Raw genomic sequence first — 13,126 nt, forward strand, 5'->3', positions numbered from 1 at the left:
GAGCGGTCAATAAGAATCTAAGGTTTCACATCGGTTTAATTGGTCTAGTGGATTCTGCATTAACTTTCCATTCTTCATTAATATGAAATCGCCTTTTTCATAACAATAATCACCCTCATGATTTTTAACATCAAAAAGGTATATAGTGTCTTGAATAATACAAGTGTCAATTTGGAATTTTGAATTGTTTAACTCAAGGAGTAAATCATTTAGAATCAAACATTCACTCTGAATCTTTTCCGTTAAAGAATCAAACATCAATTCGCCTTCGAAGCCCTTTTTAAGCCTAAAATAGTTCCATTTGTCTTCCTCAGACAAATTCATACTCTTGTTTAAGATTCTTAATATCGTTATTTCTTCCCGCTCAGTTCGTGGATTATAAGCCATAATGCACATCCTTTCTGTTAAAAAATACCAAAAACACTTAGCATATCATCTGCAGGCATGTAAAAAATACAAGAATTGCCCCACATACTACCTTCATTTTACAAAAAAGTCGCATGGAGACGTTGGTGACTATTTGTACAATTATTGACATTTATGTCGATGATATCGGACAAAAGGCTTTATGCCATTTTCCAAATAAAAATACGTGGAAATGGCTGGAATCTATGATACTCTAAATAATAGAAAACAAAACATAAAGCGAGAGGAGAAACATTTTGAAGAATAGAATTATTCGTAGTTTGCTAATGTTTGCTTTATTACTCGGGATTTCTTACGGCGTTTCATGGAACAAGGCAGAGGCCGCCGAACAACCAAATATGATCGTCACTTCAATTAAACTGCCGGTCTATCGGAGTTTCGAAGAGCTTTCAGACTATCAAATTCATTTAAAACCAACTTATACGCGCTATGCGGAATTATCTTATAACGACAAGGTGACCATCCTCAGCGAAAAGGATTATGCCGCAAAAATCCGGATGAAAGATGGGCGAGAAGGCTGGGTTCACAGGGCCTACTTGAACAGCAATAGTAAAAATCAAACCTGGATGGTGAAAAAGGAGAGAAATCTACGAGACCTTCCAGATGGCTCGAAGCCGATTACCGGTGTTATAGAGAATAACTCAAAGGTATTTGTTCTAGAGGTATCACCTGACACGAAATATTACAAAATCCAAACAGTAGACGGAAAGAAACAAGGTTGGATTTACAACTGGTATCTTGAAAATGAAAGGTATATGACTATACTAGGTGGCAGCAATGTCATCCCATATGAATTTGGAAATGAAGGAACAACCACTAATAATATTTCCATTTTCACCCCATTAAACACAAAAGCGAATGTAACCGTTAATGCTATTAACCAGTTCATTAACTATAAAACCAAATGGGCCAATACGTTAATGACAGGTATGGGGTCTTCCTATATTGAAGCCCAAAACGAAACTGGCTTAAATGCGATTTACCTTGTCGCACATTCAGGCTTAGAGACACGCTGGGGTACTTCAGGGATAGTTGCAAATAAATACAATTATTATGGTATCAATGCAAATGATCTTCGCCCACTTACAGATGCCTATGACTATTCTACAAAAGGCAGCGGGATTGTAGCTGGAGCGATTTTTATCAATCAAACGTATGTTAATAGGAATACGTTTATGGAGAATTCTCTCGACCCTTACGAGCAGCCGACACTCGATAACATGCGGTTTAATTCCAACCTTCATCAATACTCAACCGACGAAGCGTGGGCAAGCAAAATTGCGCAAATTGCTAATGAATTTAGTAGTTTCGCAGCCAATACCGGTTGGAAAAGCTTAGACGGCAAATGGTATTATTTCAATGGCGACTGGTCGCTTAAAACCGGCTGGCTGCAAACAGGTGGTAAATGGTATTACCTCAATCAATCAGGTGTCATGCAAACTGGCTGGCTGCAAACAGGCGGCAAATGGTATTACCTCAACCAATCAGGTGCGATGCAAACTGGCTGGCTTCAAACAGGAGGCAAGTGGTATTTCTTAAATCCAGCAGGAGATATGAAGACCGGCTGGTTGTCTACAGGCGGCAAGTGGTACTTTCTCGACTTTAGCGGCGCGATGAAAACGGGCTGGGTTTCTACAGGAGGCAAGTGGTACTACATGAACACCAGCGGTGCGATGCAAACCGGCTGGGTATTAGTCGGAAACAAATGGTATTACCTATACAGCGATGGCCATATGGCAGCTAACACTACCATTGGCAAATACCGTTTAGGAAAAGACGGTGCGATGCTCTAGGATAAATAGGCCCCTATAAAGGGCAAAACGGAACCACCTCATCGGAGGCTGGTTCCGTTTTTTTACGAAAAATTAGTCAAAAAGTAACAGTCCAACTTACATAACATTTGACATCATTCGCCAAGCAAAAGCAGCGGCAACAAAAATCAATAGTTTCATAGTCATAAATTAGAAAGGCCATTTTGCCTATTTTTTAACTACTTTTCTGAAAAATAAGACAAAAAGTCGAAAAAGGTCAGTTTTTGAAACATTCCTGTAATAATATTAAAAACTAACTGTAAATTAACTCTAGTAACTTTTATGAGATACTAGTATTAACAAAAAGAGAGAGAAAAAGAAACAAGGAGGTTGTCATGAAGAAGTTAGTCATAAGTGGTTTACTATCATGTTCTTTACTCTTAAGCGGATTAGTCAGTGGACATAAAGCAGAAGCGGCATCAGTTGGAGATACAGTTACAGACATAGCTCTTGAATATATAGGTGTACCATATGTGTGGGGAGGATCGTCTCCGAGCGGGTTTGATTGCTCTGGGTTTACAAGCTATACATATAAGCAAGCTGGAGTTACCTTGCCTCGGACGGCAGCAGATCAATACACGACAGGCCAAGCCGTTTCAAAAGGTAATTTAACGAAAGGCGACCTAGTTTTCTTCAGTACATATAAAGCTGGAGCTTCACACGTCGGCATTTCCTTAGGCGGCGAGAAGTTTGTCCATGCTTCTAGTAACGGAGTAAAAATTAGTTCTTTATCAGAGTCATATTATACTCAAACGTATATTGGCTCGAAGCGAATTGGTAATTACAACAATGGCTGGGTTCTATCCGGTGGTAAGTGGTACTACTATAAAAATTCTGAAAAGGCAACGGGCTGGATTAAAGATAATAGCCGTTGGTACTACTTAACAGAAGCGGATGGCTCGATGAAAACAGGTTGGTTATTTGTAGACAATAATTGGTATTACTTAAACGGTAGTGGTGCAATGCTCAGTGGCTGGATTTATACAGGAGGCAAATGGTACTTCCTCTATAATAATGGGTCAATGGCCAAAAATACAACAATCGGCGGATATGCAGTGGATAGCAACGGTGCTTGGATACAATAACAGAAAAATTTTGGAAGTGAAACATTCAAGTCGGTTTCGCTTTTTTTTTTGCCAATTAGAACAAAATTTTTTAACATATCAGTGAACTAATTGGCAAAAAAGGAGGAAAAGCGATATCGTTTACGGCTGATAGTTTCTTTTAATCATGATTTTTGTTACAATTAGTTGTAAAATTTAATCGTCATACGTCTGGCGGAAAGATACATCGCCAAGGTATAATATAAGATTATAGTTATTTAAAGTATGGTTGGAAAGGAAGTAACTTGATGAATAAAATATGTGTCGTTGGTCTCGGTTATATTGGTTTACCAACATCCGTTATGTTTGCCAATAATGGCCTGCATGTGCACGGGGTAGACGTAAATGCGGCGGCCGTCGAAAAAATCCAGCATAAACAGCTTCATATAGAAGAAAACGGATTGCAAGAGCGCCTGAATGCGGCAATTGACAGCGGCAATCTAACCGTTTCAACCACTCCGGAAAAAGCGGATGTCTTTATTATCGCAGTGCCATCACCGATCAACCCGGATAAAACGGCTGATATGAAATATGTAGAAGCAGCCACCAAGTCGATTGTTCCTTTTATTGAAAAGGGCAACCTCGTCATTCTAGAATCGACCGTTCCACCGCGAACAGTTGAGGATGTAATGATGCCGATTTTAAAAGAAAGCGGACTTGAAATCGGGTCAGAGTTGCTTGTCTCCCACTCACCTGAACGAGTTATTCCAGGCCGGGTTTTTGAAGAGCTTGTCAATAACAGCCGGATTGTCGGCGGTATTAATGAGGAATCCTCAGAAAAAACGCGAGACCTTTATCGTGCTTTTGTGAAAGGGGAAATTTTCTTAACCGATGCGACAACCGCTGAAATGGTTAAGGTGATTGAAAATACATTCCGTGATGTAAACATTGCCTTCGCTAACGAGCTGGCACGTGTCAGTGCAAATCTTGGCGTAAATGTTTGGGAGGCCATTAAGCTTGCCAATCATCACCCGCGCGTCAATATTCACCTTCCAGGTCCCGGCGTTGGCGGCCATTGTATTGCGGTCGATCCATGGTTCCTTGTTGAGCAGGATCCGGAAAATGCAAAAATCATTCACCTTGCACGGCAAACGAATGATTCGATGCCACTTTATGTGGCGAATCAGGTTAAAGCAATTGCCAATCAGCATCAAATTACGAATCCGAAAGTGGCTGTTTTGGGTTTATCGTTTAAAGCGAACATCGATGATATGCGGGAAAGTCCATCCGTTGAGGTCGTTCATCATTTAAATGAGCTGAATCTTGAGCTAACTGCTTTTGATCCGCATATTAATGAAGCGAAATTACCACAGCAATCATTGGAGCTTGAAGAAACATTGAAAGATGCGGATATCATCCTCATTTTAACCGAGCATGATGAATTTAAAATTCTTGATCCGAAACAGACTGCTAATCTCGTTCGTTCAAAAATTGTATTTGATACAAAAAATTGCCTCCCGCGTGATGCTTGGGTCAAAGCAGGTTTTGACCTGCGTGTGTTAGGGGATTCCAAAAATTTATAAATTTGCATCCAGCTGCGGCAAACACTCTTTGCCGCAGTAAGTTTCAGGTGAGATGCCCAAATCAAAACCAGGTGGTACATTATGAAAGAAAACTTTCTCGGCGTTGATGTTTGTGATTATGATTACGACCAGCTCGCCTCATTATTAATGCAGGATATCGAAAATAAGAAGAAATCATTTATTGTCGCTATTAATCCGGAGAAAATCATGAAGGCCCAAGAGGATGAGGCACTCAGAACGCTTTTGAACCGTGCCGATTACCAGATTCCAGATGGAATTGGCGTTATTTTAGCCTCGAAATTGAAAGGCGGCCGGGTGAAAAGCCGTGTAACCGGAATTGATATGATGCTCAAGCTTTGCAAAACAGGAGCGGAGCAAGGGAAACGACTCTTTTTGTACGGAGGCAAGCCGGGTGTAGCCGATGCGGCGAAGACGGAGCTTGAAAAGCAATTCCCGGGAATCCAAATAGTCGGCACCTTACATGGTTATGAAAAAGATGAACAGGTAATCGTTGATACGATTAATCAGCATCAACCGGAAATTATCTTTGTTGCGTTAGGAAGTCCGGCTCAGGAATATTGGATTGTCAATCACATGAATCAAGTAACTCCTTGTGTTTTTCAAGGGGTAGGCGGTTCGTACGATGTGATTTCCGGCAATCTCAAACGTGCCCCGGAAGTTTTCCAAACGCTTGGATTAGAATGGTTCTACCGTTTAGTCAAAGAACCGTGGCGCTGGAAACGGCAGTTAATTTTGCCGAAATTCCTGCTAAGAACAATGAAAAAGTAATAGCCTTTCTCAAGTATTATGGGAGAGGCTTTTTATTCAGAGGAAAAGGGGGTCGACACGGATGGCTGCGATTGTTGACAATCTGATCAAACAATTACGTGCAAGCAAATTCTATGGTTTTGCAAAAAACAATACGGTTTTAATAAAACTGAAAAGAAAATATGACAAAGTCCAATATCAAAAGCAACAGAATAGTGTTCATATGCATGGCCTGCAAATGTTGAAATATATGAAAGAAGCGTTTGCTGAAATTGGTGAGGAATTTTGGCTCGATTATGGGACACTTCTTGGGGCTGTACGCGAAAAGGATTTTATCGGGCATGACAAAGATCTCGATATCGGCTGTTTTGACTTTGATGATAAAAAGAAGGGCCAGCTTGTCGAGATTCTTGCGAAAAAAGGCGTTAAGCTGTACAAGCAATTCGAAATGGATGGGAAAATTTACGAGCAGGCCTTTCATTTAAACGGGTTGCATTTTGATATCTTTTATTATTGGAAAGGCGAAAACGACCTAATATGGTGTTATTTTAGTGAAATTGGTCCAAAAATGGAGTTTGAAAATCGTCCCAATTATCAAATTGCCAAAGGATATCTCACTTCAAGCGTCACATCGCATTTTGCCGGGTTAATGGACTATGAATTTAAAGGTGAAATCTTCAAGATTCCGACGAATTATCACGAGTATTTGATCGATAACTACGGAACAACCTATATGCAAAAAGATGAAAGTTGGATTACAGGGGAAGATCCTGACAATCTTAAGGAGATTAAGAAGGATGTCATCGTCAAGGAATTTTAAGATTGAATGGGGCTGTTGGGATGACAGAACCTTACTTTTTGATTCGAGGTTGTAAGAATGCAGAAAAAGTCGCTATTAAAAAATGCCATTTATAAAATTACTTTAAACTTTTTTAATCTGATTGTGCCTGTTATTATTGGTGCGTATGTATACAGGACATTAGGTACGGATGCCATCGGAAGAGTGAAAACCGGGGAAACGATTTTTAATTACTTCTTTATTTTTGCGGCCTTTGGTGTTTATCAATATGGTTTGCGTGAGGTCAGCCGAATCAAAAATGATAGGCAAAAGGTCAATCAGCTATTCACGAGCTTATTTACCTTGGGACTGTTAACAAACTTGGTGACGCTCTTGGTTTACCTGGCAGTTTCCTATTTAGGCTACGGCGGCAAGGTATTATTTCCAGTCTTGATGATGTATTCACTCAACTTCTTTCTTAATATTTTCTTTGTGGAATGGGTCAATGAAGCCTATGAGGATTATGGCTTTATTACTCTCAAGACGATGATTGTAAAACTCATTTATGTGGCTTTATTGCTTACGTTTGTAAAAAGTGCGGATAATTATTTGATCTTTATCGGTTTATTAGCGACAACTACCGGTTTGAATAATATTATCAGTTTTGTTTATGTAAAACGAAAAGTGAAATTTGATTTTAAAAATATTAGTTTTCGTCCACACTTGAAACCTTTGTTTCTTGTCGTTATTTTCTCTAATGGGAACATCCTGTATTCGCAGCTTGACCGTTTCATGCTTGGGGAATTCGTCAATGAACGGTCTGTTTCCTATTATACAATGGCCCAGCAAATTGCTACGATGATCAATGCCCTGATGCTCAGTATTATTCAGGTCACAATCCCGAGGCTGTCCTATTTATTAGGCGGTGAAAATGACGAGCAGTATCTAAGCTTACTGAAGAAAATTGCTAAAGTCTATTCCGCTTTGCTATTTCCTGCTGCAATTGGGCTTTATGTCATTGCTGACGTTGCGGTCGTTCTTTATGGGAAAGAAGAATTTATCCCTGCAGGCCCGGTATTGTCGATTTTCGCGCTCTATATGATAACAATTGGTTTTGAATCAATCCTATCTAACCAGGTTATTTACATTAAGAAGAAAGAAAATATTCTCGTCCGGTTAATTTTTATTTGCGGGTTCATCAACTTGGCCTTGAATCTTGGCTGCTTTTACTTTGGCGTGCTTGATGCAAGGACGGCAATCATGACAACTGCGATCGCCAACGTTTTCTTGATTGGCTGTGAATATATTTACATTCGGAAATTTCTCAAAGTGCCCTTTCAGCTATTATCGTGGACGAACTTGAAATATCTCGTTTATTCCATTTTATTTATCCCGATATCGCTAGTTATTCGTTCTTTTGTTAGCGGCACTCTCCTGTTGACTGTATCAATCATTTCAGTATGCGGACTGTATTATTTCCTCATTTTACTTGCTACAAAGGATGAAATCGTTAGCTTGCTTACTACAAAATTGAAGGGAAAATTTTTGAAAAAATAATCGTTCAACATCTATTGAAGACTTCTTTTTAGTTAGCAGTTCTTTTTTGTGGATATGAAATTCAACGTTGTGGGTAACTACTAATTAACAAGAATTTGAGTTTTTTCTTTACATAACACGTATTTTCTTGTTAAGAGAGTTATATTCAAAAATTGAATATTTAATTTTAAGAAAAAGTTAAGGCTGCTCTTCTAGTATAAACATTATTAATCTTGAAGAATTCGAGGATGCAAAATGTCATCTTTAAAAAAGAATTTCCTTTATGTCCTGCTGCAGCAATTTGTCCTGCTCGGACTTCCGTTTTTAACCATTCCCTACATTTCAAGAATATTAGGGCCGAACGGTGTGGGGCATTACAGCTATAGTTTTTCTTACATTACTCTCTTTATTAATGTTTTTCTGCTAGGCTCCAACTTGTATGCAATCAGGGAAATCGCGAATGTTAAAGCGGACTCTCAACAGTTATCTCGTTCGTTTAGTGAAATCTTTCTAATCCGAACAGGGTTACTAACAATTGCAACTGTGGTTTACTTCATTTGTGTTCCGCTAGTTTGGAAAGGGGACGCGGTTTTTTATTGGCAATCCTTACATTTAATTGGTGCCTTCTTTGATATCACCTGGCTTTTTCAAGGACTTGAAAAGTTTAAAAAGGTGGTCACTCGAAATATTACCTTGAAGCTTATGGGCTTCGGCAGCGTGTTTATTTTTGTAAAAGATGAACATGACCTCGTGTTATATACGATTATCATGGGGGCAGCCGTTATTATTGGAAATTTAGCTCTCTTCTATCGTTTGAATCAATACGTTCGTCTAACGCTGACAAATACAGTGTTTAAGCAACATTTTCTACAAATGCTAATTTTATTTATTCCAAGTTTCTCGGCAATGATCTATTCCGTTTTGGATAAAACGATGCTTGGCATTATGTCTACTACTGCGCAGGTAGGCTTTTATGAGCAATCCTATAAAATTGTTTATATGATTTCGTCGCTCATAAATATCTCTGGAGTGATTATGCTGCCGCGGACGTCATCATTAATTGCCGAGAAAAAGTTCGAAAAACTGCTCCAGGTGCTCCGTAACGGGGTCACAGTAACTCTCTTCCTAGTGCTGCCAATTGCGTTTGGGTTTTTAGCGATTTCCAAGGATTTTGTGCTCTGGTTTTTAGGAGATAATTTCAAGCCCAGCGGCACGATTGCGATGATCATGGCCCCGATTATTATCTTTAAGTCGCTAGGTGTTGTTTTCGGTTCTTGGTATTTTGTCCCGATGAAAAAGAATAAAGAATACACCTTGCCAATTGTGTTTGGTGCCGTATTGAACTTTATCCTTAACCTCCTGCTCATTCCCCGCTATGGCGGTGCAGGAGCTGCGATTGCCACGACGATAACAGAAGGATTAATTTTAGCGATTCAAGTCTGGTTTTTGAAGGATGTTATCAAACTGCAAAATCGGGCGAAATATGCCATCATGACTTACTTACTGGGTTCGATGGCAATGGCTATTATCTTGTATCAATTCAGCATCTATGGGCATTTTTCCTTATTACCGGCAATCCTGCTAAAAGTTGTAGTGGGAATTATCGTGTATGGAGCCGTGCTTGGATTATTCCGGGAACAACTAGCGCTTGGTTTTGTGAAAAAAATATTTTTCTTTAAATCGAAGGGGAAAAGTGGATGAGAGGGACGGTTATTTAGCCCCTCTTTTTTTGTCGTCTAGTAAACTGTAGATTCATTTAGGTGTGGATAACTTTGATGAAATTTTCTGAATCCAGCGCAAGCAGCCTAGCCTTTCGAGGTCAAATGTTCTTATATAATAATTTTCTAGTCTTCTTTATCGATAAAAAAACTTCTTAAAAAAATTTCCAATATTTCCATTAAAATAGCTTTCAATTATGCTATTATGTATAAAGGATATTTTAGTAGATATGGAGGAACTACCTTTATTTCTCGATTATTATAGATAAGGAGATTAGTGAATGGTTAAAAAGTTATTAACAATGTTATCTCTTGCCGTTATTTTTTTGTTTTTTCAAACGGATGCATTTGCAAGTGAGGAAAATTCAACTCCTAACTTACAAATCCCTGTCATAAGCGATGTGCACATCAATATGAATATACAGCAGCGCCAAACTCGATTTATTAACGCATTAGAAGAATTTAAACAGCTTGCCCCAAATTATCAAGCAATCGCGGTGGTTGGCGATATGACGGATCAAGGGCTGGAAGTTCAATATAATAAATTTAATAGTTTATTGGCCCAATATGGCAATACTGAGGCCGAAAAAGTCTTGGTAATGGGCAATCACGAGTTTTTTGAGGGTGTCTATTGGCCTGATCCACGGTTTACCGACCAAATGTTCATCGACCGTTTTATCTTAAATACGGGGATGCCAAGTCTATACTATGATAAGTGGATTGAAGGAGCAAATTCCAGCAGTTATCATTTTATTGTATTGGGAAGTGAAGAATCAAAAGTTACAAATCCGAAAAACATTGATTATGCTGTGTTATCAGATGAGCAGTATCAATGGTTAGAAGACACGTTAAGTATGGATGCAGATCCAAATAAACCTATTTTTGTTTTCCTTCATCAACCAATCGACGACACCATTTATGGCAGCGAGGAGTGGGGCGGTAATTTAAGAGATGGCAGGTTAAAGGGAATCCTAAAGAAATATCCGCAAGTCATGCTGTTCTCCGGCCATCTGCACTATCTCCTGCAGCATCCAAGATCGGTTTATCAGGATGGCTTTACAATGGTGAATACGGGGGCCACAGCCTACATGCTCTATGAAAATGGAAATGCACCGGCAGAGTTTTCACAGGGGTTGTTGGTCAATGTTTATGATGATAAGGTTGAGATTAAAGCGAGGGAATTTAGCAATCATACGTGGGTCAATCAGTATACGGTTAAGCTTCCTTTTGAAAAGACAATTGATGATACAGAACCACCTGTCTTTAAGGCGAATGCAGCAGCAAGTCTTGATACAGTAACGGAAACGACTGCCGCTATTTCTTGGCCGTCTGCTTCAGATAATACACAGGTAGATAAATATTTAATTAAACAAGACGGAAAAGTCATTCAAACGATTTATCCAAAGTTTTGGGAAGTGGCAACACCTGAGCGTTATGCGACCGCCATTACGAAATTAAAAGCGAATACGAACTACGCAATTGAAATTTCAGCGATAGATGCTTGGAATAATGTATCAGAAAGGCCGTTAAAGTTGAGCCTGACGACAGCCAAATTTAAAGGCTGGGTAGCTGAGGGTGAAATCTGGTATTATTATGACAATACGACAGGTGAAAAGGTTACAGGCTGGTATAAAGTGCAAGAAAAATGGTATTACTTTACTAGCAATGGCATCATGCAGACAGGTTGGGTAATGGATAAGGGGAAAAAGTATTTTCTCGACAATACCGGGGCGATGGCAACTGGATGGGTAATAGACAAGGAGAAAAAGTATTTTCTCGACAACACCGGGGCGATGACAACTGGCTGGCTGAAAGACGGTGGGGTATGGTATTATCTTGACCAAACTGGAATGATGAAGGTTGGCTGGGTATTGGACAAGGGGAAATGGTATTTCCTCAACAACACTGGGGCGATGGCAACTGGCTGGCTAAAAGACGGTGGAACATGGTATTATCTTGACCAAAACGGAATGATGAAGGTTGGCTGGGTACTCGATAAGAAAGTATGGTATTACTTGAAGAGCAGCGGGGCAATGCAAACCGGATGGCTGCTTTATAATAATAGCTGGTATTTCATAGAAGGCAGTGGAGCTATGAAAACGGGCTGGGTTCTGTCTGCCAATAAGTGGTACTACCTTTATAGTGACGGACGGATGGCCGCCAATACTAAAATAGGCTCATATAAACTTGATAAAAACGGAGCATGGATACAATAAATTACTAGAAAGAGAGAAAGCAGTTTTGCCTTCTCTCTTTCCTTTTACAAGATCCCCGAGAATTCATCGCAGTTCTCTGCAAAAATTGCATTAAATAACTTGATAAATCTAATGATTAACGATAACATAAATTTGGTTTGAAAAAATAGCCATCAAACTTTCACAGCGAGAGGTGCTACTATTGGCGAGAGTTCTTTATTTATTAAATTTCGTTGGCAATGGCGGAACGGAAAAGTACGTTTTAGATTTAATTCATTCGGCTGGTCCCGAAAACTGTGTCTTTATTTATTCCGAAGAGGGACCCGGTCTTGATGATTTTAAACGAGCCAATGTTAAAATGTATCAGGTAAAAATGAACGGCCCTTTTGATTTTCAAGCTGCGAAGCAAATAAAACAGATAATTCAAATGGAACAAGTCGATGTTGTCCATGCCAATTTTTTACGGGAAAATTATCTTGCTATATTAGCGAAATTGATGGGGGCCGGGTGCAAGGTGATTTGGACTTACCACGTGAATGTACCCATGAATAGGATAATTCGCAGTTTAAATAAAATCATGACAACCTTCAATTTTAAGGTCATAACTGTTTCTCAATTTATGTACGAGCAATTACAACAAAAGGGAGTTTCTAAGAATAAACTGCAATTGATTTATAATGGTGTGTCGGTACCGTCACAGACATATCCGATCGAAAGCTTAGGAGAGGTTCCCGTTATTTCAGTTATTGGCCGCCTTCGCGAAGAAAAAGGACAATCTTTCTTAATCAAAAGTTTAGCTTATTTGAAGAATTCACATCCTGACTTGAAATGGGAATGCCATATTTATGGGGATGGCCCGCAGGCTGATGAACTGCACTTGCTAGTTCAAGAACTTGACCTTGAAAATTTTGTTTATTTTAAAGGTTTTTGTGCGGATAAGGAAATACTATATCTACAAAGTGATATTATTGTGGTGCCGTCAAGTAATGATGCCTTTCCCTATGTGCCGATAGAGGCATTGTCATATAGCCGTGTTGTAGTCGGCACGAAAATTGGCGGAATTCCTGAGATTGTGAAGCAGGAGAAATCCGGGCTGCTTGTGGATTACGGCAATGAAGAAGAGCTGGCAAACACTTTATCTAACCTTTTGACCGATCAAAAGTTGGTGCAAAGGCTCTCAAGGGATGGAAGAAAGTACTTCGATGACCATTTTACTTTTGAAAAAATGATAGACAAAACTAAAGCGCTTTATGAGCACTAAATTTATT

10 protein-coding genes are annotated in these 13,126 nt (G+C 39.3%); 9 read left to right on the forward strand and 1 reads right to left on the reverse strand.

Annotation, left to right across the window (positions count from 1 at the left end):
* Positions 1-6 precede the first annotated feature (6 nt).
* The gene (locus BANVL01_RS11810) at positions 7-387 is read right to left on the reverse strand and encodes a nuclease-related domain-containing protein (protein ID WP_066091919.1); all 381 of its coding nucleotides are present in this window, start codon (positions 385-387) and stop codon (positions 7-9) included.
* 275 nt (positions 388-662) lie between these two features.
* Between BANVL01_RS11810 and BANVL01_RS11815 the strand changes: the two genes are divergently transcribed.
* The 9 genes from BANVL01_RS11815 (at position 663) to BANVL01_RS11855 (ending at position 13,119) form a co-directional block, all read left to right on the forward strand.
* On the forward strand, positions 663-2,219 hold the full coding sequence (locus BANVL01_RS11815; protein ID WP_066091917.1) for a glucosaminidase domain-containing protein: 1,557 nt from the start codon (positions 663-665) through the stop codon (positions 2,217-2,219).
* 353 nt (positions 2,220-2,572) lie between these two features.
* Entirely contained in the window at positions 2,573-3,322 is a 750-nt protein-coding gene (locus tag BANVL01_RS28765; RefSeq protein ID WP_066091915.1) for an NlpC/P60 family protein, read from the forward strand.
* A gap of 263 nt (positions 3,323-3,585) precedes the next feature.
* Complete coding sequence (locus BANVL01_RS11825; protein ID WP_156482268.1) at positions 3,586-4,863, forward strand: nucleotide sugar dehydrogenase; 1,278 nt, start codon at positions 3,586-3,588, stop codon at positions 4,861-4,863.
* Between the two features lie 81 nt (positions 4,864-4,944).
* Positions 4,945-5,652: a WecB/TagA/CpsF family glycosyltransferase gene (locus tag BANVL01_RS11830; protein ID WP_066091910.1), complete on the forward strand. Its 708-nt coding sequence runs from the start codon at positions 4,945-4,947 to the stop codon at positions 5,650-5,652.
* A 61-nt stretch (positions 5,653-5,713) separates the two neighbouring features.
* A complete protein-coding gene (locus BANVL01_RS11835) occupies positions 5,714-6,451 on the forward strand; it encodes a LicD family protein (protein ID WP_066091908.1) in 738 nt (245 codons plus the stop codon).
* Between the two features lie 57 nt (positions 6,452-6,508).
* Positions 6,509-7,966 (forward strand): oligosaccharide flippase family protein, encoded by a 1,458-nt coding sequence (locus tag BANVL01_RS11840; protein WP_066091902.1) that lies wholly within the window; start codon positions 6,509-6,511, stop codon positions 7,964-7,966.
* A 234-nt stretch (positions 7,967-8,200) separates the two neighbouring features.
* Positions 8,201-9,646, forward strand: a complete 1,446-nt coding sequence (locus BANVL01_RS11845) for a flippase (RefSeq protein ID WP_066091899.1) — start codon at positions 8,201-8,203, stop codon at positions 9,644-9,646.
* Between the two features lie 298 nt (positions 9,647-9,944).
* On the forward strand, positions 9,945-11,879 hold the full coding sequence (locus BANVL01_RS11850; protein ID WP_066091897.1) for a metallophosphoesterase: 1,935 nt from the start codon (positions 9,945-9,947) through the stop codon (positions 11,877-11,879).
* Between the two features lie 181 nt (positions 11,880-12,060).
* Positions 12,061-13,119: a glycosyltransferase family 4 protein gene (locus tag BANVL01_RS11855; protein WP_066091894.1), complete on the forward strand. Its 1,059-nt coding sequence runs from the start codon at positions 12,061-12,063 to the stop codon at positions 13,117-13,119.
* Positions 13,120-13,126: the final 7 nt, after the last annotated feature.

It is taken from the genome of Neobacillus novalis NBRC 102450, from assembly GCF_001591805.1.
In the GTDB taxonomy this organism is placed as follows: Bacteria; Bacillota; Bacilli; order Bacillales; family Cytobacillaceae; genus Neobacillus; species Neobacillus novalis.

Bases quoted from the DNA above. Each gene is read 5' to 3' on its own strand.
- BANVL01_RS11845 (WP_066091899.1), top strand. From the start codon at position 8,201: ATGTCATCTTTAAAAAAGAATTTCCTTTATGTCCTGCTGCAGCAATTT.
- BANVL01_RS11830 (WP_066091910.1), top strand. From the start codon at position 4,945: ATGAAAGAAAACTTTCTCGGCGTTGATGTTTGTGATTATGATTACGAC.
- BANVL01_RS11810 (WP_066091919.1), bottom strand. From the start codon at position 387: ATGGCTTATAATCCACGAACTGAGCGGGAAGAAATAACGATATTAAGA.
- BANVL01_RS11850 (WP_066091897.1), top strand. From the start codon at position 9,945: ATGGTTAAAAAGTTATTAACAATGTTATCTCTTGCCGTTATTTTTTTG.
- BANVL01_RS28765 (WP_066091915.1), top strand. From the start codon at position 2,573: ATGAAGAAGTTAGTCATAAGTGGTTTACTATCATGTTCTTTACTCTTA.
- BANVL01_RS11840 (WP_066091902.1), top strand. From the start codon at position 6,509: ATGCAGAAAAAGTCGCTATTAAAAAATGCCATTTATAAAATTACTTTA.
- BANVL01_RS11835 (WP_066091908.1), top strand. From the start codon at position 5,714: ATGGCTGCGATTGTTGACAATCTGATCAAACAATTACGTGCAAGCAAA.